Origin of the sequence: Amycolatopsis pithecellobii, assembly GCF_009707865.1 — a bacterium.
Classification (GTDB): domain Bacteria; phylum Actinomycetota; class Actinomycetes; order Mycobacteriales; family Pseudonocardiaceae; genus Amycolatopsis_E; species Amycolatopsis_E pithecellobii.
The window spans coordinates 40,373-63,757 of the sequence record NZ_WMBA01000042.1 but is presented as its reverse complement, the minus strand read 5'-3'; the positions used below and the strand labels follow the sequence as shown (position 1 = coordinate 63,757).

The window sequence follows — 23,385 nt, the reverse complement described above, 5'->3', positions numbered from 1 at the left end:
CCATGATCGATGTGATCGTTCCCAAACTGGGACTGACGATGGACGAGGCCGATATCGGCCAGTGGATCGTGTCGGTCGGTGACACGGTGAACGAAGGCGACCCGCTGGTCGAAATCGAGACGGACAAGGCGGTCAACGAAATTCCGAGCCCGGCCGCCGGTGTGCTGTCCGAAATCATGAGTGAGCAGGGCGCGACGGTCGTGCCCGGTGACGTGATAGCGAGGATTACCCCGGCATGAGCGACTTGGCGGCACCGGCCGAATACCTGGCCCTCGGGGCATCGGCACTGAGCGACGCGATGGATCGGCTCGGCATCAACGGTTCCTGTTTCGGCATCGCGCCCCTGTCACCGGCATTCACCCTCGCCGGCTTCGCGCGCACGGTGCGCTATGTGCCGTGTGGCGTGGTCAAGGGCACCGTGGGGGATTTCATCGACGACTACGACGAAACCACGGTCGCGGTGCTCGACAACAGCGGGCGGCTCGACTGCACGGTGTGGGGCGACATCCTGACCGACTACGCGGTGCGCAACCGGTTGGCGGGCACCGTCATCGATGGGGTGTGCCGCGACACCGCGCTATGCCGGGAACAGAACTATCCGGTGTTCTCGCGTGGCGCGTACATGCGCACGGGCAAGGACCGGGTGCAGGCACAGGAGATCGACGGCCCGGTCAGCATCGGCGGGGTGCGGGTCGAGCCCGGCGACCTGGTGGTGGGCGACGCGGACGGCGTGGTCGTGGTCCCGGCCGCGCGCGCGACCGAAGTCTTCGACGTGGCAACGGAAATCGTCGCCCGCGAGGACGAGATCCGCTCCGCCGTGCGTGCCGGGTCGAAGCTCATGGCCGCCAGGATCAAGTTCGGCTACCACCATTTGCAGACCCGGGCGGATTCGTGAGCGCCGAGCTCGCCGCCCGCCTGGGTAGTGCGACGCTCCACGAGGCGGCGGGCCGGGTGGGGGCGTTGCCGCACGCGATCAAGCCGGTGGCTGACACGTGGACGCTCGCCGGTCCCGCCTTCCCGGTGTTCACGCCGCCGGGGAACAACGTCTTCATTCACGACGCGCTGTATGCGGCGCCACGCGGATCGGTGCTGGTGGTCGCGACCGGATTGCACGGGCATGACCCGGAATGGGGCTACTGGGGCGAAATCCTCAGCCACGCGGCGATGGTGGCCGGGCTGGCGGGCATCGTGCTGGACGGCGGTGCACGGGACGCGACACGGTTGCGGGAACAGGGTTTCCCTGTCTTCTCGCGTGGTCTGTCCATTTTGGGCACAGGCAAGGACCGTGCCGGCGGGATACTGGGGGAACCGGTGACGATCGGCACGGTGAAAGTGTCGGCGGGTGATCTCGTCGTCGGCGATATCGACGGCGTGGTGGTGATCGCCGCGAGCCAGGCGGCGGCCGTGCTCGACGACGGGGTGCGCCGCGAGGACAAGGAAGCGACCATCATGCGCCGGCTCACGGCGGGGGAGCGCTCGGTCGACATCTACGGTTTCTGAAAGGACTTCCCATGCCACGCCGGCAGATCATCGAGGTCCCTGGGGTGGACCACGGCACGCAGCCTTTCCCGCTGGCCGTGCGGATCGGCAACATCGTGCTCACGAGCGGGATCAACGGGATGGACCGTGCGACGCACGCGATCCCCGACGACCCGGCCGCGCAGGTGGCGTGCATGTTCGACAACATCCGGTCCGTCATGGAGACGGCCGGTGGTTCGGTCGACGACATCGGCCAGGTTGTGCTGACGTTGACGGGTTCGCGGTACCGGGCGCTCGTCAACGAACGGTGGGTGGAAATGTTCCCGGACGAACATGATCGCCCGGCTCGCAACACTCAGTTCCGCCAACTCGGCGGCAACAGCGTGTGCAGCGCACTCGTGACGGCCGTACTGTCCGAATAGGACTAACACAGGAAGGGCCTGCCGCCCAGCGAAGCGGCAGGCCCTTCCTCCGTGGCCCAGCGTCACAGCCAGCGGCTGAACCACTTCGCGCACTCGCCCGCGACTTCGCCGATCTTGTCCTTGTCCCGGTAGAGACCGTGGTGTCCCTTCGCCGGCACCACTTCGAGCTGCTTCTTCGGGGTTCGGATCTGGTGGAACGCCTCGATTTCCAGGTCCCACATGGTGTGGTCGTCGCCCTCGGCCACGACCATCATCGTCGGGGTGTCGATGATGCGCTCCACATGCGGGTAAACGCTGTACCGCAACAACATCTCCGTCGACGCCACGGTCGCCCGGTTCTCATACCGCGGCCCCTGGGTTTCCTTGAGCATCGCGAAAAGCGGCTGACTGGCGGGAAAGGGCCACGTGACGATGTCACGCTCGGGGTTCGTGGACGCGTGCGGGATGAAGGAATGCTCGCCCGTGCTCCACAACTTCTCCCTGGCCTCCGCAATGGTCTGCACCAAACGCCGGTAGCCGAGCGTGCCGTGCGCCTGTTTCAGCGTGGTGAGCCCGTCCACCACCGGCACGATCGACACCACGCATTTCACCCTCGGATCGGTCGCCCCGAGGATCAGCACATGCCCACCGCTGTAGGAAATGCCCCAGATACCCAGCCGGCTCGCGTCGACATCGGCGCGGGTGCCGAGGTAGCTGATCGCGTTGCGGTAGTCCTCCTGCTGCCGCTCCGGGTCCAGGTGCTGGCGGGGGACACCCTCGCTGCCACCGAGGCCGCGGTAGTCGAACACGAGTGCGGCGATTCCGGCCGCAGCGAAGGCTTTCGCGTAGATCGGCTGCACGAGTTCCTTGACGTAGCACCATCCTCCGGCCAGCACGACCACCGGCGGCCGGGTGCCTTCGGGCAGGTCGTCCGGCAGGTACAGATCGGCCTCGAGCTGATCGCCCTCACTGTTGAAGTACACGGTCTGAACGGACATGAGCTCCAGGTGCTCCTCACTGGCTCGGTACGGATGTGGCGGCGTCGAGGGCGGCGAATCCCGCGAAGCACGAGGCGATCCCGATCGGGGCCAGCACCCGGAAGACCTCCATGAGCTGGCCCGGGGTCACGCCGAGGTTGAGCGCGTTGCGGATGTGGATTCCCACGCCGCCGGGGTTGAGGTGGGTCGTCACGCTGTTGATGACGACGAAGATCAGCTCCCTGGTCGGCGCGTCCACCGTCGCGCGCTCCACCGGGATACTCGAATAGTCCAGATATGCCTTGAGGAATCCCGGATCGAAGGCCGCGATCGCCTCCCACAACGGGCTCCAGTACCCGCGGCGGCTGATGAATTCTTCGCGTACCTCCGCCGCTTCCGGTGCTTCGGCGCCCGGCAACGGCAGCCCGAGTTCCCGCGCGAGCTCCAGCATGATCGGGGTTGCCATGGCGGCCGTGTGAATTCCGGAAATGCTCACGATTTCGAGCACGTCCACGATTTGCTGTTCCGTCGCGCCGAGTTCGAGCGCGGTCGCGATTTCCTTGTGCAGGCGGGTCTCGTCGATCCCGCCCAGCGTGCCGTAGGCCGCGATCCGCACGAACGACCGGACGACGGCGCTCAGCGCGGGCTCGGCCGGTTCCCGCGTGAGCGCGCGATAAGCCGCCAGCAGCGCGGGATCGCGGCGGGCCAGGACGGCTTCGGTGCTCATCGCGCTGCCAGCACGCCACCGTCGGCGTACAGGGTCGTCCCGTTGATGAAGTCGGATTCGTCGCTGGCGAGGTACACGACGGCCATCGCGACGTCGTACGGTTTGCCGACCCGGCCGCGCAGCACCCGGCCGAGCAGCCGCTGGGTGTGCTCGTCGTCGCGCTCGTAGATCTCGTTCTGCCCCATGCCGGTCAGGATCGGGCCGGGGCCGACGGCGTTGACGCGGATGTTGTAGGGGGCAAGCCCGACCGCGAGTGCCTTCGTCAGCTGGCGTACCGCGCCTTTGCTCGTCGTGTACGCCACGTGGTGGGCGTTGGCGAGTTCGGCGGCGACGGAAGAGATGTTGACGATCGAGCCGCCGCCCTGGGCCTTCATCTGCCTGCCGGCGACCTGCGCGCACAGGAAGGAGCCTTTGACGTTGACGTCCATGACCCGGTCGAAATCCTCCTCGGCGACCTCGAGCGGGTCACCGGAAAGCGTGATACCGGCGGCATTCACCAGGATGTCGCAGCCGCCCAGATCTTCGATGGCCTTGCCGAGCCGGGTTTCCACGTCCGCGCGCCGGGACACGTCGACCGCGTAGGTGCGCACCGGCTGCCCGGCGGCGGCTTCGGAGTCCCAGACGGCCAGCCCTTCCGCGTTGAGGTCGATCGCGGCGACGTTGGCGCCCTCGATCAGGAACTGCTCGACCGTGCCCTTGCCGATCCCACTCGCCGCGCCGGTGATGATGGCCCGTTTTTCTTTCAGCCGTCCCATTTTCGCCTCTCCTGCTCCGGCGGTCGCTCAGGACCGCAGCATGGTTTCGTAGTCGTGCCCGAGTACCTCGGTGACCGGCCGTCCGGCGCGGATGTCCGCTGTCATCAGGGCTTCGCGCCGCGCCAAGGCCTCGGCTTTCGCCGTGACCCGTTCGACGTCGCCGGCCGGGATCGCGACGACGCCCGAGCGGTCGGCGACGATCCAGTCGCCGGGGGAGACGGTGATCCCGCCGAGCCGCACCGGTTCCCCGGTGGAGGCTTCGACGACCCGGCCGCGCGCGCTGACCGGGGTCGCGCCGCGTGCCCACACGGGCAGGTCGTGCTCGAAGTAGTCGTCGACATCCCGGCACACGCCGTCCACGACGACCGCCGACACGCCCTTCGCGAGCGCCGCCTTGGCCAGCAGCCCGCCCCAGCCCGCGGCGTCGTCACGGCTGCGGTGGGCGACCACGATCACGTCTCCCGCCGCTGAATCCTCGATCGCCGCCGTGCCGAGATGCCGTGTCGACGGCACGCCGCGATCGGCTTCCAGAGCCACCGTCCGCGCCTGCCCGGCGATGCGGCGCGCGGGCCCCACAGGCAGCACCCCGGTGATCGCGCCGGAGATGCCGAAGCTGTCCATGGCGTCGGAAAGCGCGCAGGTGTCCAGACACAGTAGACGGTCCGGGAGGCTGCCGGGTGCGGCCGTTTCGAGGGGACCGGATGGCATGGGGCCCGTCCATTCAGTAGGAGGAGACGGAACGCGCGCGGAGAGGGCGTCAGGCCGGCCGCGGAGGCACGTTCGACGACGTTGCCCCATTCGACCGTAGTTCTGATCTTTTGTCAAACATCAAGGGTAAATTACATGCTACGGTATAGGCGCACCACGGGGTACTGTGCCGCGCGACCCGATCCGGAGACCGGTTGGCCGGCGGCGGCGGAGGAAATCGGAGGCTCGGACATTTCGGAGACGGCAGGTCCGATTCGCGCGGTCAAGATGAGTGACCAGATCGCGAGTCGGCTACGTGACGAGATCATCGCGGGTGAGTTCGCCGGCGGTGAGGCGCTGCGCCTGGTCGCGCTCGCCGAGCGGCTCGGGGTCAGCACGACCCCGGTGCGCGAGGCGCTCGCGACACTGGAGCGGCAGGGGCTGGTCGTCGGCCAGGCCCACCGGGGGTTCCGCGTTGCCGACGTGTCGCCCAAGGACATCGGGGACGCCTACGCGTTGTCCGCGTTCATGAGCCGCCGCCTGGCCGAACGCGCCGCGGAACGGCTGACGCCGGCCGAGCTCGACGAGCTGGAGGCCCTCGACGTCGAAATGCGCGCGGCCACCACGGCGAACGACGTCGTGCGGGCCGGTGACCTCAACCACGAGATCCACCGGCGGATCGGCCGGGCGGGCGGATCGCCGTTGCTGCTGCGCTTCCTGCGGGAGATGTCGCCGTTCGTGACCCGGCGGGTCAGCCCGGATATCCCGGGCTGGTCGAAGCAACGCTCGACCGGGCACAAGGAGATCATCGCCGCGCTGCGCCGCGGTGACGCGAAGACGGCGGGCGAGCTGATGGAGGAGCACATCCTGCGGTCCGGCGAGGCGGCCGTCGCGTTCGCCGAAGGCAAGGCGGAGTCCAACGGCGCGGCGCGCAAGAGTGCTTCCCCGCCCCGGCAGTCCGGCCGCCGCCGCGGCGGACGCGTGGCGGGCTGAACCAGGCGTGAGGAAGCGGGGCGTGGCCGGTTTGGCCACGCCCCCTTTTTTTGTGCCGCTCAGTTCCAGCAGGCGAAACCCATGCCACAGCCGGTGCCCGCTTCGGAGCGGTACGCGGCGACGTAGTCGATCATCGACATGGAGAAGTCGGTGAGCGCGGCCGCCGCGATGATCCAGTTGCGGATTTCGCTGGTGCCCAGTATGAGTTCGTCCTCAGGCAGCTTGTCGAGGGCGTCGACGTCCTGGTTCAGCAGGGCGTCGACCACCGTGCGGTCCAGTGCCTCGTCGAGTTTGAAATGTGACAGCCCGCCCGAGCCGATGATGAGCACCCGCTCATCGGACTCGAAACTGTCGATGGCGGCCCGGATCGCCTTGCCCAGTTCCCAGCACCGCCGCGGTTTCGGTGCGCTGAGCACGTGGTCGGTGTTCACCATGACCGGCACGATCGGCACGACGCGCTCACCCATGATCCGACGCTGGACGAACGTGTAAGCGTGGCCGATGGTGCGTTCCGGCGGCTGGGTCCTGATCTGTGTGATATCGAATCCCGCCTTGGTCAGCGACCCGACGAGATGGCGCCCGAGCGCCCCGTGCGTCGGCCGGGTCACGCGTTCGGTGCCGTGATATGCCCATTCCCCGGCCACCTGCGACACGTGCAGCGACTCCAGCGGCCGGGGAATGTCGTCGATCGTGTCGTCGCAGTAGATCGCGATGGCGGGAATGACGTCGCCGGTGAACATCTCGTGCTGATCATCACCGATGATCACCACGACGTCCGGGGCCAGCTCGGCATAGGCGGCACCGAGCTCGCGGATCGCGGCCTGGCACGCGTCGTAGTTGCGCTGCAGCGCCTCGTCGGTGAGCTGCGCTTCGATGTCCTCCGGCAGGTCGGAACGGTTGCGCAGCACCGAAAAGTCGAATACCGGATTGTTCCGGTCCCATTCCGCACGCTGCCGCCACACCGGCGGCTCGGTGTTCAGTTGCGGGCTGTGTGAGGTGGCCAGGCCGCCGATGGACGTCGCCATACTGGGTCGATCCTTTCGTGGGGGTAACCGGTCAGACCGGGAGTTTGAACAGGGAGCGGGCGTTGTTTTCGAGCACCGCGGCCCGGTCGTCGTCGGACAGCCAGGGAATCTGATTTTCTATCACCGGCTTGAGATCGTCGAAGACCCGCCCGCTGACCGGATCGACCTCGGTGCCGGTGCCGGGCAGTTCGGTGCCGAACATGCACCGGTCGGTGCCGACGATCTTGAACAACAGGTCCAGACCTTCGGCGTTGTAGACGCAGGTGTCGTACCACAGGCGGCGCATCGAGTCCCGGAACGTCTCGGGGTTCTTGTTCTTCACGCGCCAGGACTCGAACCGCGCGATCTGATAAGGTATCGCGCCGCCGCCGTGCCCCATGATGATCTTCAAATCGGGGAAGTCGGTGAAGACGGGCGATTCGAGCAGCGACACGATCGCGATGCTCTCCTCGTTGATGAAGTGCAGGGTGTACGACTCGCGAGGGGCCGAACAGGACGCGGAGTGCACGAGCACGGGAAGGTCCCGCTCGCAGAGTTTCTCGTACAGCGGGTACCAGTACGGGTCGCCGAGGCCGGGTGGGACGGGAGCGCCGCCTTCGCTCGGGTCGGGATTGAGCAGAAACCCGGCGAAGCCGTATTCGTCCACGCACCGGTCGAGTTCGGCCAGCGCCGTGTCGAGCGATTCGCCGGTGGCCTGGGGGAGTCCGCCCATGCCGAGGTACCGGTCCGGGAAAAGGGCGCAGGTGCGCGCGATGATGTCGTTCACGTGCCGCGTCCAGTCGACGACCACCTTGTGCGGTCGCTGCGAATGCCAGGCGTGGAACGGGCGCGGTGAAATGATCTGCAGATCGGTGCCGACGTTGTCGAGCAGGTTCAGGTGCTTTTGTCCGAACTCGCGCAGCCGGTCATCGGAAACCTTCGGCGGGCCGACGTCGGGATTGCCGAGGCTGGCAGACAGTTGTGCCTTGTACGCCAGTACTTCCGGCGGGATCGATACGTGTCCGTGGATGTCGATGATCACAGCGGTTTCCTCGGCGTAGTAGGGGCGACGGCAGACGTGATGTTTAATCAAATCCATCGTAGTGAGGGCGTGCCGTGCGGCGCAACACCCGCGGTGGCCATCTTGACATTTGATGAAATACTTGGGACGGTGCGATTGGGCACCGCGCGTTCGCGACGGCAGGAGTGCCGTCCCGCGCGTTCTGCCGTGCCATCCCGGATGACGAAGGGGTCACATCGTGTTGACGGTCGAGGAAAACGAACGGTTGACCCGAGTTGGGCCGCAGACCCCGATGGGCAAGATGCTCCGCCGTTACTGGCTGCCCGCGCTCAGCAGCGCGGAGCTCGTGGCCGGCGGCGCGCCGCGCGCGGTCCGGCTGCTCGGTGAGGATCTGGTGGCATTCCGTGGTGACGACGGCGTGGTCGGCGTGCTGGCCGCGGCCTGCCCGCATCGCGGTGCTTCCCTCGTGCTGGCCAAAAACGCCGACTGCGCGCTGCAATGCCTTTACCATGGCTGGAAGATCGCGCCCGACGGCCGGATTCTCGACATGCCGGCCGAGCCGGAGGACACCCGCTACCTGGAGCGGATCCGGCAGGTGGCCTACCCGGTGCGCGAGGCCGGCGCGCTCGTCTGGGTCTACCTCGGGCCGGCCGAGCTCGAGCCCGAATTTCCCGCGTGGGACTGGACGAGCCTGCCCGACGAGCACATCCTCGTCGGCAAGGCCGTCGCCGAGTGCAACTGGGTGCAGTGCCTCGAAGGCGCGATCGACTCCGCGCACCAGACCTACCTGCACGACAGCGCGTCCCGGATCGAGCGCGACCGCAACTACGCGCGGTGGGCCGCCGAGCAGGGACTCGACCCGACCGACGGATTCGACGAGACCGGGCAGATCGTGCGGCCGTGGGCCGACGGACGGCCGAAACTCCAGATCGAGGACACCGATTTCGGGTTCTCCTACGCGGCCATCCGAAAGCCACTGTTCAAAGAGGACGAATTCAAGAACGTCCGGGTGACCCATTTCGTGGCGCCCGTGCACGCGGCCATCCCGTCGCCCGCCGGGTGGAGTCAGCTGATCATCCACGTCCCGATGGACGACTACACGACGGCGTTCTACCACGTGCGCGCCAACCTGGAAGCGCCGTATGACGAGGAAACCGCGCGGGTGCACAAGAACGCCGCCGGTCTCGTCCCCGGCGTCGACCTCGACGAGAACTTCTACAAGCTGGCCAACAAGTCGAACCTGTGGAAGCAGGACCGCGAGGAGATGAAACGCGACCGGTTCTCCGGGATCCGCGGCACCGTCACCGAGGACCAGGCGGTGCAGGAGAGCATGGGCCCGATTTTCGACCGCAGCAAGGAACATCTGGCCACCAGCGATATGGCGGTGATCCGGATGCGCCGCCTGCTGATGCAGTCGCTGCGCGAGTTCGAGGCCGGTGCCGCCCCGATCGGGCTGCGGAATCCGATCCCGTACGCGTCGATTCGTGGTGAGGAACGGACGATCCCGTTGTCGCAGGCATGGCAGTCGGTCGGCCGGATCACGGAGTCGTCGTGACCACTGCCGGCACCGGCACGCTGCACTACGTGGCGGAGCCGGGCCATGAGGATTCGATCGCGACGCTCGTCGACGAGACCCGGACGTTGCTGGCCGACGCGGTCGAACACGGCTGGATCCCGGACGTGCTGGTGGTCGATTCGGGGTTGTACCAGAGGATTTCGGACGCCAAGCGGGCCGAGCTCGCCGCGGGACGGCCGCTGACGGTGCTGGGACTGCGCCTGGAGCGGGCGAGATGACGCCGGGCCGGACCGGGCGCCACGCGCTGGCGGAACAGCTGGTCGCGGCCGGCGTGACGCGGATCTACGGCAATCCCGGTACCACCGAGCAGGCGTTCATCGATGTGCTGCAGGACTATCCGCTGACCCTGATTCTCGCGCTGCACGAGGGCGTCGCGATCGGGGCGGCCGAAGGCGACGCCAGGGCGAGCCGCACGCCGTCGGTCGCGTTGCTGCACACCGCGCCCGGCCTCGGCAACGCCATGGGCATGCTGTCCAACGCGAACCTCGGCCACACGCCGATGGTGGTGCTCGTCGGTGATATGCCGGTCACCGGCCGGTTCACCGAACCGGCGCTGAGCGGGCCCATCGCCCGGATGGCCGCGCCGGTGACCAAGTGGACTCACGAAGTCCTTACGGCAGACGAAATTCCGCAGGTGATCCGCCGTGCGTTCACCGTCGCGGCCGGCGAACCATGCGGGCCGGTGGTGCTCGTGCTGCCCGCGGACGTGATGGACAGCCCGACCGACGCCGGGGTCGCCCCGGTCGGTTACGTCCACTCTGCACAGTTGCCGTCGGAGGAAGTGTTGCGGGAAACGGTAAATGTGCTCGCCGCCGCGACGAGTCCGGCGCTGGTGGTCGGTGACGGTGCGGGCGACGCCGAAGCCGTCGCCGGCGTGGCCGATGCCCTCGGCGCCCCGATCTACAGCGGTTACGTCACCGAGGCCGCCGTCCCGGCCGGGCATCCCCTGGACGCGGGCGGGGTTCCGCTGTTCGACCCGGACGCGCTGGTGAAACGGTTTGCGCCGCATGACTGCGTGCTCGCGTTGGGCAGCGAGTTGTTCAAGCAGGCGTTTCCCGGTCCGGCCACCCCGCTGCCGCTGGACGTGCGGGTCGTGCAGATCGGCCTCGACGCGTGGGAACTGGGCAAGAACCAGCCGGGACTGACCATCCTCGCCGATCCGGCCGCGACCGCCACCGAACTCGCGGCCCGGCTGTCGGTGCATCCCCGCGCCGCGGACTTCGCGGCCCGCCGCGCCCGGATCGTCGACGCCACACCGGATCCGGAGCCGCCGCGGGTGAGCGAGCACGCCGGGCCGATGACGGTGACCGATGCGCTGGGCGCACTGGCGCCCTGGATCCCCGGCGACGCGGTCATTGTGGACGAAGCGGTCTCGGCCGCGCCGGAACTCAGCCGTTTTTTCCCACCCCGCCCACATTCCTGGTTCCGATCGCGCGGCGGCGGGCTCGGGGCGGGCATGTCGATCCCGCTCGGACTGAGCCTGGCCAGACCGGACCGGCCGGTGTTCGCGTTCGTCGGTGACGGGTCGGCGATGTACACGATCACGGCACTGTGGACGGCCGCACACCACGACATCCCGGTCCGCTGGGTCGTGCTCAACAACCGCGGCTACCGGATGCTCAAGCTCAACACGCTGGCCTATCTCGGCGAACCCGCGCCCGGCCGCCGGTTCATCGGCGCCGATCTGGCTGACCCGGCGATCGATTTCGTCGACGTGGCAAGGGGTTTGGGAGTGCGTGCGGTGCGTGCTGGAGCACGCACCGAGGTCACCGAAGCGATGCGCGAGCACGGGGGGTACGCGGGGCCGCTGCTGCTCGAGCTGATCGTCGACGGCGCGGTGAGCCTGCCATGACCGTCGAGATAGGACAGACGACCGACGTCGTGGTCAAACAGCTTCGCCTCGAAGCCGAGGACGTCTACTCGCTCGAATTGGTACCGCTGGACGGTGGTGAGCTTCCGTCATGGGAGCCGGGTTCCCATGTGGACGTCGCACTGCCCAACGGCTTGGTGCGCCAGTACTCGCTGTCCGGCGATCCCCAGGACCGGCGCCGCTGGCGGCTGGGGGTGCTCAACGAACCGGACAGCCGCGGCGGTTCCCGCTTCATCAGCACCACACTGCGGCCCGGCGACAAGCTGAGCGTCGGCTCGCCGCGCAACAACTTCGAGCTGACCGAGGCGGCGGACTACGGGTTCATCGCGGGCGGGATCGGGATCACGCCGATCCTGCCGATGATCGCGGCGGTGCGGGCGGCGGGAGCGCGGTGGAGTCTGACCTACGGCGGTCGCCGCCGCGCCTCGATGGCCTTTGTGGACGAACTGGCCGGATACGGTGCCGCGGTACGGATGTTCGCCGAAGACGTGCACGGCAGGCCGCCGCTCACCGAGATCGTGGCGAGCTACGCGCCGGGCACGGCCGTCTACTGTTGTGGTCCCGAAGGGTTGCTGCGCGCCGTCGAAGAGGTGGTGCGTGCCCGGCCCGAGTTGACCCTGCACGTGGAACGCTTCGCCCCGAAGGTGGTCGAGTCGTCCGAAGTGGATGGTTCGTTCACTGTCCGGCTCGCGCGCACCGGCACGGAACTGCGGGTCGCTCGGGGCGAGTCGATCCTCGACGCGGTCGAAACCGCGGGCCTGTCCGTGCCGAACGCCTGTCGCGAAGGTATCTGCGGCTCGTGTGAGACCCGGGTGTGCGGCGGCGTCGTGGACCATCGCGACTCCGTGCTGAGCCCGGCCGAACAGGCGACGAACGACACCATGATGATCTGCGTTTCCCGTGCCCGCACGGCGGTTCTGGAACTCGATCTGTGACGAGGAGGATGAGGACGATGCTCAAGATCCACTGGTTCCTGCCGACCGGCGGGGACGCGCGGCGACTGCTCGATGACGGCGCCAGCCAAGCCAACCGTGCCGGCACGCGTGCCGGGTCGTTCCGCGCGCCGACGCTGGAGTACCTGTCGTCGGTGGCGCGCGTGGTGGACGGCCTCGGCTACGAGAGCGTGCTGACGCCGACGGGTTCCCAATGCGAGGACGCCTGGGTGGCCACCGCCGCTCTGCTTTCCGGGACCAGCAGGCTCAAGTACATGGTCGCGTTCCGGCCGAGCCAGCTTTCGCCCGTCCTCGCCGCGCAGATGGCCGCGACCTATCAGCGCGTCTCGGGCGGGCGGCTGCTGCTCAACGTCGTCACCGGTTCCCCGGACGCGGAGGCACATCGCTACGGCGACTGGTACGACAAGGATCAGCGATACCGGCAGACCGGGGAATTCCTCGCGGTCATGCGCGGCGCCTGGTCCGGTACCCCGTTCGATTTCCAGGGCGAGTTCTTCACCGTCGAGAAGGCCGCAACCAGGTATCTGCCCGACCCGCCGCCGACCGTCTACTTCGGAGGGTCATCGGACCAGGCTGCCCGCGTGGCCGCGAAATATGTGGACGTCTATCTCACCTGGGGCGAGCCCGTCGAGGCGGTCAAGGAGAAGATCGACCGCCTCCGCGCCCTCGCCGCCGAAGAGGGCCGGACGCTGCGCTTCGGCATCCGCATGCACGTCATCGCCCGGCCGGACGCCGATTCCGCTTGGCGCCAGGCGGAATCGCTGCTCGACGGGCTGAGTGACGACGTGATCGCCAAAGCACAGGCGACGTTGCGCGGCCGCGGCTCGGAGGGGCAGCGCCGGCTGCTCGACCTGACCGGCGGATCGCGTGACAAGCTCGTCGTCGCCCCGAACCTGTGGGCCGGGGTCAGCCTCGTGCGTGGTGGCGCGGGCACGGCGCTGGTCGGCAGCTACACCGAAGTGGCGGACCGGATGCAGGAATACCGGAGCGTGGGCATCGAGGAATTCGTGCTGGGCGGTTATCCGCATATCGAGGAGGCCTACTGGTTCGCCGAGGGCGTCATGCCGGAACTCGAGAGCCGGGGTCTGCTTTCCCGTGCGGACAAGCTGTCCAGCGTCGCATGACTGGTCCAAAGAGGACGGACGAGCTGGCGGACGCCGCGGCGGCGTGGCTCGCCAGGCTGATCCGCATCCCGAGTGTCAACCCGACGAACGCCGGCCCGCGTTCGGGCGAACCGGGTGAGGCCGCGTTGTCGGCTGCGCTCGGCGGGTGGCTGGAAGACCTCGGTGCGAGCTGGGTCGAGGTCGCCGACACCCCGGAACCGGGGCGGCCGAACGTGTACGCCTTTTTCGAGGGCAGCACGGACGCCTGGATCGCGCAGGACACCCACCTGGACACCGTCGCGGTCGAGCACATGACCGGGGACCCGTTCAGCGGGGAACTTCGCGACGGCCGGGTGTGGGGCCGCGGCGCGGTGGACACCAAGGGTGCGCTGGCCTCGATGCTCGCCGTGCTCGAACGGTTTCAGGCCGACGGTGTCCGGCCGACAGCGAATCTCCTCGTGGTCGGCACCGTCGGCGAGGAAGCCGCCGGCCTGCTCGGCGCGTGCGCCTTCCGGGACTGGCTGACGGCGAAAGGTGTTGTGCTGGCTGAGCTTCTGGTGTCCGAACCGACGTCGTGCGCGCCGGTTTTCGGGCACAAGGGCGGTCTCGGCCTGCATTTCACCGTGCACGGCAAGGCGGGTCACTCGTCGCGTCCGGAACAGGCGTCGAACGCGATCTACGGAGCGGCGCGGCTGGTGGCCTTGCTGGAGGCCGAACACGATCGTTTGCAGGCGGGCCCGGCCACGACCGAGGTCGGCAAGGGTTCGGTCGCGGTGACGATGATCGACGGTGGCCATAGTCGAAACATCATTCCGGACACCTGCACGGTGTACGCCGGCCGTCGCCTCGTTCCCGGCGAGGAGCCCGGCGAAGTGGCCAAGGAGCTGACAAACCGGCTGCTACCCAGGGTTTCGATGCCGGTGACGGTGGAGCAGTCGCTGGGCTGGCGCGCGGTGTACCGGCCGCCGGACTCGCCGCTGTGCACGTCGATCGCGAAATGGTCCGGGCACGCGCCGGACATCTCGACGCTGGGCACGAACGCGTTCGTCTACGGCGATATCGCCGAACAGCTGGTCGTATTCGGGCCGGGTGCGGTCGAGCAAGCGCATGCCGCCGAAGAATGGTGCGAGGTCACCGAACTCGGCCTGGCGGCGCGGGTTTACGACTCCTGGCTGCGACGGCCGCGGTGACCGACCGGGTCGACGTCGCGGTCGTCGGCGGCGGGATCGCCGGCATGGCGGTCGCCTACGAGCTGGCCGCCGACCGGAAAGTCCTGGTGCTGGAAGCGGATTCGGGCGTCGGTCTGCACGCCACCGGCCGGTCGGCGGGCACGCTCGCACTCGGCTACGGCCCGCCGCGGATCCGGCCGGCGACCCGGTTGGGCCTGCCGTTGCTGAAGGAGCCGCCGTTCGGCGCACCACTGGTGACGCCGCGGCCGGTCCTGTGGTTCGCGGACCGGGCGCACGCGGTGGACGCGTGGACCCGGTTCCAGGAGGTGTGTGCGTCCACATCGGACACCCGAATCGTCGACCGCACCGAGGTTCCGGAGATCGCGCCGTTGCTGCGTGCCGAGGCGGTGGCCGTCGCGATGCTCGACGAGAGCGCCATGGACATCGACGTGCATGGGCTGATTTCGGGCTATCTGAAGGGATTACGAACCCGCGGCGGTCAGGTGCAGACGGGCTGGCGCTTGGTTTCCGCCGAACACCACGGGGACTGGCGGCTGGCCGCGGCGGACGGACGCACGGTACGCGCGGATGTCGTCGTCAACGCCGGCGGGGGATGGGCGGCGGAGATCGCGGCGACCCTCGGCGATGGGTCTGTACCACTGCGTATCCAGCGGCGTTCGGCGTTTCTCGCCCGCAGTCACGCGTGCCCGCCGGTGCCGGGCGGCGCGATGGTCGCTTCGGCGTCGGGCGCGTTCTACGTCAAACCGGAAGGCACCGGTTACCTGTGCTCGCCCATCGACCGGACGGTCGTGCCCGCGCACGACCCGAAACCGGACGAACTCGCCATCGCGAGGGCGATCGAGGACATCAACGCCGCGACCGAACTGGACCTGCGCAGTGTGACCACCGCGTGGGCCGGGTTGCAGTGCTTTTCTCCCGATGGCCTGCCGGTGGTGGGCTTTTCCCTTGCGGTGCCGGCGATGTTCTGGCTGGCGGGCCTTGCCGGGTTCGGTATCCAGACCGCGCCCGGCTTCGGGATGCTGGCGGCGGCGTCGATTCGCGGTGAGACATCAGGCGGGCTGAGCCCGTTCGAACCGGGCCGGTTCAACTGATTTCCAGCAGCCGCCGGGGATTGTGCACCATGAGCTGCTCGATGTGTTCCCCAGTGAGGCCGTAGGTTTCGAAGTACGGGGTCACGTTCGCGGGCAGATGGGCATACCCTTGGCCGCCCCATTTCGTCAGCGCGTGCTTGAACGCCGTGTCGTGCGAGACGAGGATTTGCCGTTCATAGCCCAGTTCGACGAGTTCGACGATCTGCTGCACGCGGGCGACGTCGTTCAACATGGACGGCAGCGCCCCTTCCCGCGTGGCGGCGAGAATCGGATGCACGTGGTAGCCGAACGTGTCGTATTCGATGAACAGCCCGGACCGCAGCAGGTCCAGCCGAGTGGGCAAGGGGTAACCGACGCGGTCCATATGACAGATCACGATGCGCTCCAGCGGGGCGTGCAGCGATTCGAGCAGCCGCAGGATCCGCGCCGGGCTGCCCGGGTTGGGACTGGGATGGACCGACAGCCCGACTCCGCTTTCGCGCTGTGCCGCGACGGCCGCACGAACCACCTTCTCCTCGCCGGGGTGCCATGGCCACGAACAGCCGATCTCCCCGATGACACCGGCCCGCACACCGGTGCCGCCGATGCCTTCGGTCAGGTCGCGGACCAGCTCGGCGGTCAAGTCCTTTTCGGACAGTGCGGCGACCCGCGGGGGATGGAAGCGGCCGAGGTAGTAGCCGCAGCCGGCGATGATGTGCACCCCGGCCGCGGCCGAGATACGTGCCAGGGCCGCCGGGTCGCCGTTCATGCCGGCCGACGTCTGGTCGACCACCGCGCCGCCACCGGCGTCGCGGAACCGCCACAGTTCGTCGATGGCGCAGTCTTCGTCGACGAGCCGGGTGTTGTCCCGGACGGCGCCGAACCTGCCGTAGGTGACCCGGTGCAGGTTTTCCAAGTTCAGCGGCTGCTCGAACGCGGCCCGCTCGCCCGCCTCGGCAGGCGGCGGGAACCGGTCTGCGGAATCCTTGATGACGTGTTCGTGGGGGAGCGTGACGCCGAGTTCGCCGGCCTCGACCGGACCGAGGACGGTCATGACCTTCCCGGCGAGATCCGCGTGCATGCCGGCTCCGTTCCCAGGTTCGCGGCGAACCTGCCGGGACTCATTTTGTGATTAAATACAAAAAATTTCAACCTCGGTCATCGGTGGTACCCCGGCACAGCACCTAACGTGAGACAAAAGTGCCGGAGGAAAGTCATGATCGTGAGCGTCGTGCTGGCGGTTGCCGCGGCCGCGGCGAACGCGACGGCTTCGGTCCTGCAACGCAAAGCCGCCCGCCGCGAACCGGAAAGCGGGCGGCTGTCGTTCCACATCCTGTGGGACCTGGCCCGCCAGCCGGCGTGGCTCGGCGGTGTCACCTCGATCCTCGTGGGTTTCGCACTGCAGGTCGCGGCGCTGGCGACCGGACCGATCATGTTGATCCAGCCGCTGCTCGTCGTGGAGCTGGCCTTCACGCTGATGTTGTCGAGCCGGATGTTCAAGGTGCGGCTGCATACCCGTGAGTGGTCCGCGATCGGCGGCATGAGCGCGGGGGTGGCGCTGCTCTTGGTCGGCTTGGCGCCGTCGGGAGGCAACGCGTATGCGGCTTCCGGGGTGCGATGGCTGTTCGGGTGCGTGGCCACCGGCCTTTTCGTGGCGCTGCTGCTGATCCTCGGTCACCGGGCACGCGACGAGCGCCGTGCCGCGTTCCTCGGGATCGCGGCGGGAAGCTGGTTCGGGTTCACCGCGGCGCTGGTGTCGGGGCTGACCGCCGCGTTCGCCGTCGGAAAAGGTTTTCAAGCTTGGCAGACCTACGCGCTCATCGTGATCGGACCCGCCGGGTTCTTCCTGCTGCAGAACGCGTTGCGGGCGGGGCGGCTGGTGGCGTCGCAGCCGGGGCTCACGCTCGCCAACCCGCTGGTGTCCATGGCATGGGGAATCGTCGTGTTCGGCGAGAACACCCGCGGTGGCGGCTGGATCGCGGCCGCCGTCGCCGGCGCCGGGCTCATCGGGGTGTGCACCGTGCTGCTGGCCCGTTCCCCGCTGTTGCAGGACTCCGCCGACCGCGACGCGCAGCGATCGTCCGCGCCGGAAAGATATAAAAGATAACCGGCGCCTAGGTTCCGCTCACCGCAACATTTGTGCTCTGCTGGGCGCCATTCCGGACATAGGTCAGTTGGACGGTTTCACCCGGGTTGCGGGCGCGGATCGCGACGAGCATCTGGTCCACGCTGTTCACCGGCGTGCCGCCGACACTGGTGATCACGTCGCCGGCGCGGATCCCGGCCTGTGCGGCGCCGAGCGCCGGCACGACCTGCTGCACCAGCGCGCCCCGCACCAGGCCGGTGGCGGTGGCCATCTCGGCGGTGACGGTGACGGCGAGCACGCCGATGCCAGGGTGGGTGGCCCGCCCCGTCCGGATCAGCTGATCCGCCACCGAGCGCGCGAAGTCCATGGGAATGGCGAAGTTCAGGCCGATACTGCCGCCGCCTTCGCTGCCGGGCGTCTTGGCGCCGGCCGAACTGACGCCGATCTGGCGTCCGGCGCAGTCGGTCAGCGGGCCTCCGCTGTTGCCGGGGTTGATGGCGGCGTCGGTCTGCACGGCGTTGACCAGCGTGGCGGGTGCGGCGCCCTGCCCGACATCGATGTACCGGTTGAGCGCACTCACCGTCCCCGAGGTGATCGTGCCGGTCAGGCCGAGCGGGGAGCCCGCCGCGACCACCGGCTGGCCCACCACCAGCGCGGCGGACTCGCCGACCGCGATCGGGGTGAGTTGCGCCGCGTCCGGCGCCACCCTGATCACCGCGAGGTCGGTCGCCGGGTCACGACCGACGATCCGGGCCGGCACCCGTGCCTGCCCCCGGGCGAAGTCCACGGTGATGACGCCGTTGCCCGCCGCCGCCGCGATGACGTGGTCGTTGGTCAGCAGATTGCCGTCGCGGTCCAGCACCGAGCCCGAGCCGGTCCCGGCTCCGCCCAGGCCCTGCACGGTGATCGTCACCAGCGAAGGCAGCACCCGCGCGGCCACCCCGGGCACGTCACACGGCGCCCCGGCCGCCGGCCCGCTCGCCGTGCTCCCGCCGGGCCGCAGCAATGCGCCGGCGATCCCACCGAGCACGCCGGCCAGCAGGACCAGCGCCGCCACGCCGATGACGGCGCGCCCACGAGTACCGGAAGAAAAGCGCATCAGAATACGATAAGTGGCTTGATGACATCGTCAAGTTTCCGGTCGGCGACCTCGAAGGCTCGTTCCATTTCGTCGAAGCGGAACGTGTGGGTCGTCATGAGTGTCGGATCGACGCGTTTGTTCTCCAGTACCCGTAACAGTCTTTCCATGCGTAATCTGCCGCCGGGACACAGTCCGGTCGCGATGGTTTTGTCGGCCATTCCCACGCCCCATTCGACACGCGGAATGCGCACGAATTCTCCTTCCCCGAAGTAGCCGGTGTTGGATACCGTGCCACCGGGTTTCGTGATCTTGACTGCGGTCTGGAATGTGCTGTCCGCGCCGAGTGCTTCGATCGCGGTGTCCACCCCCTCGCGTCCGGTCAGCTCGAAAATCCGGTCCACGACGTCCTCTTTCGTGAAGTCCACGATTTCGTCCGCGCCATAGGTCCGGGCGAGCGTCTGCCGGGCGGGAACCGATTCGACGCCGATGACGAAACCTGCTCCGCGAAGCCGGGCTCCCGCGGTCGCCATCAGTCCCACGGGCCCTTGGGCGAGTACCGCGACGGTTCCGCCGATCGGGATGTTCCCGTGCTCCGCGCCCATGAATCCGGTGGAGAGCATGTCGGCGCAGTACACCGCCATATCGTCGGGAACAGCATCCGGAATCTTCGCCATATTCGCGTCGGCTTCGTTCACGTGGAAGTACTCGGCGAACACGCCGTCCTTGGAATTCGAAAATTTCCAGCCACCCAGCGGTGCACCCGACTGCGAGGAATACCCGGCCTGCGCCGCGGGCTGTCCCCATTCGGGCGTGATGGCGCCGACCAGAACACGGTCGCCGGGCTGGAAGATCTTCACTTCGCTGCCCACGTCATGGACCACGCCGACCGCTTCATGGCCGAGTGTCAGATTTTCCCGCGGCCCGATGCCGCCGGCGACGGTATGCGAATCCGAGGTGCAGATGAGCGCTCTCGTCGTGCGGACCACGGCGTCATTCGGGCCAGGGCGCGGCAGTGGTTTTTCCAGAAAACCGACGCGGCCGATTTCCTTCATCACGAATGCTTTCATCCGTCCAGTAGCCGTCATGGCGCGGCATCTGGGAAGACACGGACCGTCATCTCGCCCCGGACGGGTGACGTGAGCGCTGCGATCATGGGGGTGAGCCCGTACAAAAAATGTATGTGCGTCCGCGAGGTACCCGAAAATGCTCCGGCCTGACCCGCCGTTCCGGCCGGTCCGGGCCCGGGACGGCTACCCGCCGCTCGAGGATCTCGGGCTGATCGGTGACGGGTCGACGGTGGCGCTGGCGGGGCTGGACGGCAGCATCGGCTGGCTGTGCCTGCCGCGTTTCGATTCCGAGCCGTTGTTATGCGGTTTGCTGGACCGCGAGCGCGGTGGTCATTTCCGGGTCGCTCCCGAGGGGTTGACCGAGGCGCGGCAGCGGTACGAGCCCGATACCGGGGTGCTGGTCACCGAGCTGCGCGGAGCCGGCGGCACAGTCCGCGTCACTGATGCGCTGGCCCTGCGCCCTGGCGCCGACCTCACCGATGACGTGCCCGCGGGACGCGGCGAGCTGGTCCGGTCGGTGGTGGTGCTGGACGGCAGCGTCCGGCTGCGGGTGGACCTGGAACCCCGCGGCGGTGCCCGGACACAGGGCGCCGCGAGCGGCCTGGTGATTCTGCCCGCGCGGCGGCCGGACCTGCGACTGCATCTGCGGTCGAGCCGTCCGCTGGACGGTCTGCACAGCAGCCATGAGCTGCGGCAGGGTGACTCGCTGGACCTGGTGCTGTCCTGGGGCCGCACCAGCCGTCACCACCGGTTCGACGCGGACTCGATGCTGGAGGCGACGGCCAGTGCGTGGCGCCAGTGGATGACCCGCTTCACCTACGACGGCCCGGGCGAGCCACTGGTCCGCCGTGCCGCGATCACGTTGAAAATGTGCGACCACTGGGTCAACGGGTCCCTCGTCGCCGCGCCGACGTCGTCGTTGCCCGCGCCAGTCGGCGGGGTGCGCAACTGGGACTACCGCTACACCTGGATCCGGGACGCGGCCTACACCGTGTTCGCCATGCGGCGCATCGGTTTCGCGGACGAGGCCGACGCGTTCCTCGGCTGGGTGCTGGACGCCTTCGAGCAAAGCCGGCAGCCGCGGATCATGTACGACCTCGACGGCGCGCCGGTCCCCGCGGAATGGGAGGACGCCGAGCTCGAAGGCTACCGGCGCTCGGCTCCGGTCCGGTGGGGCAACGGCGCGGCGGACCAGCGCCAGCATGACGTCTACGGCGAGGTCCTCGACTGCGCCGACCAGTGGGTGCGCACCGGCGGCCGGCTCGAGGAGCCGCTGTGGGCGGCGCTGGTCGACCTGGCCGAGGCCGCCGGAAGGGCCTGGCGCCTGCCGGACCAGGGCATCTGGGAGGTGCGCAGCGAGGGCCGGGTCTTCACCTATTCGGCGGCGATGTGCCAGGTGGCGCTGGACCGCGCCGCGGTCATCGGCGAGCGGCTGGGGCTGCGCGGACCGATTCCGGCCTGGCGGGAGACCGCGGGCAAGCTGCGCCAGATCATCCTGGAGGAGTCCTGGGATGAGAAAACCCAGACACTGAGCGAACATCTCGACGGCGGCGGCAGCCTGGACGCGAGTCTGCTGGCGCTCCCGCTGCGGCAGGTCGTGCCCGCGACTCACCCGCGCATGGTGGCGACGGCGGCGGCCGTGGCCGAGCGCCTGTCGGCCGGGGACGGCCTGCTCTACCGCTATCTGCACGACGATTCACCCGACGGCATCGCCGGCGACGAGGGCGCGTTTCTGCTGTGCAGCTTCTGGCTCGTCGACAACCTGGCGATGCAGGGCAGGCTCGACGAGGCCGGGGAGCTGTATGCCTCGTTGTGCGCCAGGGCCAGCCCGCTGGGCCTGCTGCCGGAGCAGATCGACCCGTCGACGGGCGATTTCACCGGGAACTTCCCGCAGGCGTTCAGTCATATCGGCGTGATCGCCAGCGGTGTGACGCTGGCCAGGGCAGGTGCTGCGCGATGATCGACCGCCTGGTGATCTTCGGGGCGACCGGTGACCTCACCGCGCGCTATCTCCTGCCGGGACTCGCCGCGCTGCGGCACGCCGGGCAGCTCGGCGACGAATTCCGGTTGACCGGCGCGGGCCGGGACGACTGGGGCACCGACGAATTCCGGCAATGGGCCACCGGCCGGCTGGGCCACCACGCCGCGGAGCTACCGGCTCCCGTGCGACAGGGTGTGGTTTCGTCGTCGGACTACCGTCAGGCGGATGTCACGGACCCGGCCGCGGTCGCGGCGGTCGTCGCCGGGGACGGGCCGGTCGCCGCCTATCTCGCGCTGCCTCCCGCGGTTTTTCCCGCGGCGGTGTCGGCGCTGCACGAGGCCAAGCTGCCGCCCGGCAGCAGGATCGTCCTGGAGAAGCCGTTCGGCGAGGATCTCGCAAGCGCGGTGAAACTGAACCGGCTGCTCGCCGACGTCGTGCCTGAGCAGGCGGTGTTCCGGGTCGACCACTTCCTCGCCATGACCACGGTCCAGAACGTGCTGGGCACCCGGCTGGCCAACCGGATGCTGGAGCCGGTGTGGAATTCCGCGCATATCGCCGAGGTGGACATCGTCTGGGACGAATCGCTGGCACTGGAGGGCCGGGCCGGCTACTACGACGGGGCCGGGGCGCTCAAGGACATGCTGCAGAACCATTTGCTGCAGCTGCTCTGCCTTGTCGCCATGGAACCACCGGTCAGCCTGGGCGAACGAGATCTGCGCGACCGCAAGCTCGACGTCCTGCGCTCGGTGCGGCCGCTCACCGGCGCCGACATCGTCCGCCGCACCCGCCGTGCCCGCTACACTGCCGGGCGCATCGGTGACCACGACGTCCCGGCGTACAGCGCCGAGGCGGGGGTGGATCCCGGTCGTGGCACCGAGACGTTCGCCGAAGTGGAACTGGAGCTGGACAACTGGCGCTGGCCGGGCACGGTTTTCCGGCTCCGCACGGGGAAAGCGCTCGCGCGGGATCGCAAGGAAGTGGCCGTCCACTTCCGGCCCGTCCCGCATCTGCCGCTCGGGCACAGCGGGGAACCGGGGCCCAACGTGCTGCGGTTCGGGCTCGACCCGGAAGACCTTTCCCTGGACCTGACCGGCATCGGGGCCCATACGCATACCTTGTCCCCGCTCACGCTCACCGCCAGGATCGACCCTCCGGAACTGCCCGCCTACGGCCGGCTGTTGCGGGACGTGCTGGACGGGAACGCGGCGCTGTCGATCCGCGGTGATGAAGCCGAAGAAGCCTGGCGCGTGCTGACCCCGGTACTGGCGGCGTGGTCGGAAGACCTTGTCCCGCTTGAGGAATACCCCGCCGGCTCCGACGGGCCAAGGCCGCGGGATGGCGCGGGCTAGCGCGGAAGAAGGGAA

24 protein-coding genes are annotated in these 23,385 nt (G+C 68.6%); 15 read left to right on the top strand and 9 right to left on the bottom strand.

The features are described from left to right. The first annotated feature begins 2 nt into the window (after positions 1–2). The 4 genes from GKO32_RS24200 to GKO32_RS24185 are packed head-to-tail and all read left to right on the top strand — an operon-like array spanning position 3 to position 1,901. The gene (locus tag GKO32_RS24200; protein WP_166459710.1) at positions 3–239 is read left to right on the top strand and encodes a lipoyl domain-containing protein; all 237 of its coding nucleotides are present in this window, start codon (positions 3–5) and stop codon (positions 237–239) included. Continuing rightward, positions 236–895 (top strand): RraA family protein, encoded by a 660-nt coding sequence (locus tag GKO32_RS24195; protein ID WP_154759189.1) that lies wholly within the window; start codon positions 236–238, stop codon positions 893–895. Before GKO32_RS24200 ends, GKO32_RS24195 begins: the two co-directional genes overlap by 4 nt. After that, positions 892–1,500, top strand: a complete 609-nt coding sequence (locus tag GKO32_RS24190; RefSeq protein ID WP_208024523.1) for an RraA family protein — start codon at positions 892–894, stop codon at positions 1,498–1,500. Before GKO32_RS24195 ends, GKO32_RS24190 begins: the two co-directional genes overlap by 4 nt. Positions 1,501–1,511: 11 nt before the next feature. Then, positions 1,512–1,901 (top strand): RidA family protein, encoded by a 390-nt coding sequence (locus tag GKO32_RS24185; protein ID WP_154759188.1) that lies wholly within the window; start codon positions 1,512–1,514, stop codon positions 1,899–1,901. Between the two features lie 62 nt (positions 1,902–1,963). On the opposite strand, the gene GKO32_RS24180 is transcribed toward GKO32_RS24185, so the two are convergent. From GKO32_RS24180 to GKO32_RS24165, 4 genes are read right to left on the bottom strand one after another with little or no spacing between them, the layout of a single operon-like run. After that, on the bottom strand, positions 1,964–2,878 hold the full coding sequence (locus tag GKO32_RS24180; RefSeq protein ID WP_154759187.1) for an alpha/beta hydrolase: 915 nt from the start codon (positions 2,876–2,878) through the stop codon (positions 1,964–1,966). 16 nt (positions 2,879–2,894) lie between these two features. Beyond that, positions 2,895–3,584 (bottom strand): carboxymuconolactone decarboxylase family protein, encoded by a 690-nt coding sequence (locus tag GKO32_RS24175; protein WP_154759186.1) that lies wholly within the window; start codon positions 3,582–3,584, stop codon positions 2,895–2,897. Beyond that, positions 3,581–4,339 carry an SDR family NAD(P)-dependent oxidoreductase gene (locus tag GKO32_RS24170; RefSeq protein WP_154759185.1) on the bottom strand — a complete coding sequence of 253 codons (759 nt, stop codon included), beginning with the start codon at positions 4,337–4,339 and terminating at the stop codon, positions 3,581–3,583. Before GKO32_RS24170 ends, GKO32_RS24175 begins: the two co-directional genes overlap by 4 nt. Positions 4,340–4,366: 27 nt before the next feature. Then, on the bottom strand, positions 4,367–5,047 hold the full coding sequence (locus GKO32_RS24165; protein ID WP_154759184.1) for an RraA family protein: 681 nt from the start codon (positions 5,045–5,047) through the stop codon (positions 4,367–4,369). A gap of 267 nt (positions 5,048–5,314) precedes the next feature. Here GKO32_RS24165 and GKO32_RS24160 point away from each other — a divergent pair, with 267 nt between their 5' ends. Continuing rightward, positions 5,315–6,019, top strand: a complete 705-nt coding sequence (locus GKO32_RS24160) for a GntR family transcriptional regulator (RefSeq protein ID WP_166459709.1) — start codon at positions 5,315–5,317, stop codon at positions 6,017–6,019. Positions 6,020–6,078: 59 nt separating this feature from the next. Here GKO32_RS24160 and GKO32_RS24155 read toward each other — a convergent pair whose 3' ends face one another. Together GKO32_RS24155 and GKO32_RS24150 are read right to left on the bottom strand one after the other, a co-directional pair. Continuing rightward, positions 6,079–7,044, bottom strand: a complete 966-nt coding sequence (locus tag GKO32_RS24155; protein ID WP_154759182.1) for a DODA-type extradiol aromatic ring-opening family dioxygenase — start codon at positions 7,042–7,044, stop codon at positions 6,079–6,081. Between the two features lie 31 nt (positions 7,045–7,075). Then, positions 7,076–8,122, bottom strand: a complete 1,047-nt coding sequence (locus tag GKO32_RS24150) for an amidohydrolase family protein (RefSeq protein WP_154759181.1) — start codon at positions 8,120–8,122, stop codon at positions 7,076–7,078. Positions 8,123–8,282: 160 nt separating this feature from the next. Here GKO32_RS24150 and GKO32_RS24145 point away from each other — a divergent pair, with 160 nt between their 5' ends. Genes GKO32_RS24145 through GKO32_RS24115 form a run of 7 tightly spaced genes read left to right on the top strand, consistent with a single transcriptional unit; the run spans position 8,283 to position 15,827 of the window. Beyond that, positions 8,283–9,599 (top strand): Rieske 2Fe-2S domain-containing protein, encoded by a 1,317-nt coding sequence (locus tag GKO32_RS24145; RefSeq protein WP_154759180.1) that lies wholly within the window; start codon positions 8,283–8,285, stop codon positions 9,597–9,599. Further along, positions 9,596–9,838, top strand: coding sequence for a hypothetical protein (locus GKO32_RS24140; protein ID WP_154759179.1), 243 nt, complete (start codon positions 9,596–9,598; stop codon positions 9,836–9,838). The genes GKO32_RS24145 and GKO32_RS24140 overlap by 4 nt, the downstream gene beginning before the upstream one ends. Continuing rightward, positions 9,835–11,472 (top strand): thiamine pyrophosphate-binding protein, encoded by a 1,638-nt coding sequence (locus GKO32_RS24135; RefSeq protein ID WP_154759178.1) that lies wholly within the window; start codon positions 9,835–9,837, stop codon positions 11,470–11,472. The genes GKO32_RS24140 and GKO32_RS24135 overlap by 4 nt, the downstream gene beginning before the upstream one ends. Further along, complete coding sequence (locus tag GKO32_RS24130; RefSeq protein ID WP_154759177.1) at positions 11,469–12,425, top strand: PDR/VanB family oxidoreductase; 957 nt, start codon at positions 11,469–11,471, stop codon at positions 12,423–12,425. Before GKO32_RS24135 ends, GKO32_RS24130 begins: the two co-directional genes overlap by 4 nt. An 8-nt stretch (positions 12,426–12,433) precedes the next feature. Then, entirely contained in the window at positions 12,434–13,567 is a 1,134-nt protein-coding gene (locus tag GKO32_RS24125) for an LLM class flavin-dependent oxidoreductase (protein WP_376765996.1), read from the top strand. Next, positions 13,564–14,736, top strand: coding sequence for a M20 family metallopeptidase (locus GKO32_RS24120; RefSeq protein WP_154759175.1), 1,173 nt, complete (start codon positions 13,564–13,566; stop codon positions 14,734–14,736). Before GKO32_RS24125 ends, GKO32_RS24120 begins: the two co-directional genes overlap by 4 nt. Then, entirely contained in the window at positions 14,733–15,827 is a 1,095-nt protein-coding gene (locus GKO32_RS24115; RefSeq protein WP_166459708.1) for an NAD(P)/FAD-dependent oxidoreductase, read from the top strand. The genes GKO32_RS24120 and GKO32_RS24115 overlap by 4 nt, the downstream gene beginning before the upstream one ends. On the opposite strand, the gene GKO32_RS24110 is transcribed toward GKO32_RS24115, so the two are convergent. Further along, the gene (locus GKO32_RS24110; RefSeq protein WP_154759173.1) at positions 15,820–16,887 is read right to left on the bottom strand and encodes a phosphotriesterase family protein; all 1,068 of its coding nucleotides are present in this window, start codon (positions 16,885–16,887) and stop codon (positions 15,820–15,822) included. The two genes, GKO32_RS24115 and GKO32_RS24110, sit on opposite strands and share 8 nt — an antisense overlap. 135 nt (positions 16,888–17,022) lie before the next feature. Here GKO32_RS24110 and GKO32_RS24105 point away from each other — a divergent pair, with 135 nt between their 5' ends. Next, complete coding sequence (locus tag GKO32_RS24105) at positions 17,023–17,913, top strand: DMT family transporter (protein WP_154759172.1); 891 nt, start codon at positions 17,023–17,025, stop codon at positions 17,911–17,913. Positions 17,914–17,920: 7 nt separating this feature from the next. Here the strand turns inward: GKO32_RS24105 and GKO32_RS24100 are convergent, their stop codons facing one another. Both GKO32_RS24100 and GKO32_RS24095 read right to left on the bottom strand, forming a co-directional pair. After that, positions 17,921–18,991 (bottom strand): S1C family serine protease, encoded by a 1,071-nt coding sequence (locus tag GKO32_RS24100; protein ID WP_154759171.1) that lies wholly within the window; start codon positions 18,989–18,991, stop codon positions 17,921–17,923. Next, on the bottom strand, positions 18,991–20,040 hold the full coding sequence (locus GKO32_RS24095) for an NAD(P)-dependent alcohol dehydrogenase (protein ID WP_154759170.1): 1,050 nt from the start codon (positions 20,038–20,040) through the stop codon (positions 18,991–18,993). The genes GKO32_RS24100 and GKO32_RS24095 overlap by 1 nt, the downstream gene beginning before the upstream one ends. 136 nt (positions 20,041–20,176) lie before the next feature. On the opposite strand from GKO32_RS24095, the gene GKO32_RS24090 reads away from it, so the two are divergent. Further along, positions 20,177–22,000, top strand: a complete 1,824-nt coding sequence (locus tag GKO32_RS24090; RefSeq protein WP_154759169.1) for a glycoside hydrolase family 15 protein — start codon at positions 20,177–20,179, stop codon at positions 21,998–22,000. Then, positions 21,997–23,370: a glucose-6-phosphate dehydrogenase gene (locus tag GKO32_RS24085; protein WP_154759168.1), complete on the top strand. Its 1,374-nt coding sequence runs from the start codon at positions 21,997–21,999 to the stop codon at positions 23,368–23,370. The genes GKO32_RS24090 and GKO32_RS24085 overlap by 4 nt, the downstream gene beginning before the upstream one ends. Positions 23,371–23,385 lie beyond the last annotated feature (15 nt).

Bases quoted from the DNA above. Each gene is read 5' to 3' on its own strand.
- GKO32_RS24170 (WP_154759185.1), bottom strand. From the start codon at position 4,339: ATGGGACGGCTGAAAGAAAAACGGGCCATCATCACCGGCGCGGCGAGT.
- GKO32_RS24130 (WP_154759177.1), top strand. From the start codon at position 11,469: ATGACCGTCGAGATAGGACAGACGACCGACGTCGTGGTCAAACAGCTT.
- GKO32_RS24185 (WP_154759188.1), top strand. From the start codon at position 1,512: ATGCCACGCCGGCAGATCATCGAGGTCCCTGGGGTGGACCACGGCACG.
- GKO32_RS24125 (WP_376765996.1), top strand. From the start codon at position 12,434: ATGAGGACGATGCTCAAGATCCACTGGTTCCTGCCGACCGGCGGGGAC.
- GKO32_RS24090 (WP_154759169.1), top strand. From the start codon at position 20,177: ATGCTCCGGCCTGACCCGCCGTTCCGGCCGGTCCGGGCCCGGGACGGC.
- GKO32_RS24165 (WP_154759184.1), bottom strand. From the start codon at position 5,047: ATGCCATCCGGTCCCCTCGAAACGGCCGCACCCGGCAGCCTCCCGGAC.
- GKO32_RS24175 (WP_154759186.1), bottom strand. From the start codon at position 3,584: ATGAGCACCGAAGCCGTCCTGGCCCGCCGCGATCCCGCGCTGCTGGCG.
- GKO32_RS24085 (WP_154759168.1), top strand. From the start codon at position 21,997: ATGATCGACCGCCTGGTGATCTTCGGGGCGACCGGTGACCTCACCGCG.
- GKO32_RS24105 (WP_154759172.1), top strand. From the start codon at position 17,023: ATGATCGTGAGCGTCGTGCTGGCGGTTGCCGCGGCCGCGGCGAACGCG.
- GKO32_RS24120 (WP_154759175.1), top strand. From the start codon at position 13,564: ATGACTGGTCCAAAGAGGACGGACGAGCTGGCGGACGCCGCGGCGGCG.
- GKO32_RS24095 (WP_154759170.1), bottom strand. From the start codon at position 20,040: ATGAAAGCATTCGTGATGAAGGAAATCGGCCGCGTCGGTTTTCTGGAA.
- GKO32_RS24180 (WP_154759187.1), bottom strand. From the start codon at position 2,878: ATGTCCGTTCAGACCGTGTACTTCAACAGTGAGGGCGATCAGCTCGAG.
- GKO32_RS24155 (WP_154759182.1), bottom strand. From the start codon at position 7,044: ATGGCGACGTCCATCGGCGGCCTGGCCACCTCACACAGCCCGCAACTG.
- GKO32_RS24110 (WP_154759173.1), bottom strand. From the start codon at position 16,887: ATGCACGCGGATCTCGCCGGGAAGGTCATGACCGTCCTCGGTCCGGTC.
- GKO32_RS24200 (WP_166459710.1), top strand. From the start codon at position 3: ATGATCGATGTGATCGTTCCCAAACTGGGACTGACGATGGACGAGGCC.
- GKO32_RS24195 (WP_154759189.1), top strand. From the start codon at position 236: ATGAGCGACTTGGCGGCACCGGCCGAATACCTGGCCCTCGGGGCATCG.
- GKO32_RS24150 (WP_154759181.1), bottom strand. From the start codon at position 8,122: ATGGATTTGATTAAACATCACGTCTGCCGTCGCCCCTACTACGCCGAG.
- GKO32_RS24160 (WP_166459709.1), top strand. From the start codon at position 5,315: ATGAGTGACCAGATCGCGAGTCGGCTACGTGACGAGATCATCGCGGGT.
- GKO32_RS24135 (WP_154759178.1), top strand. From the start codon at position 9,835: ATGACGCCGGGCCGGACCGGGCGCCACGCGCTGGCGGAACAGCTGGTC.
- GKO32_RS24100 (WP_154759171.1), bottom strand. From the start codon at position 18,991: ATGCGCTTTTCTTCCGGTACTCGTGGGCGCGCCGTCATCGGCGTGGCG.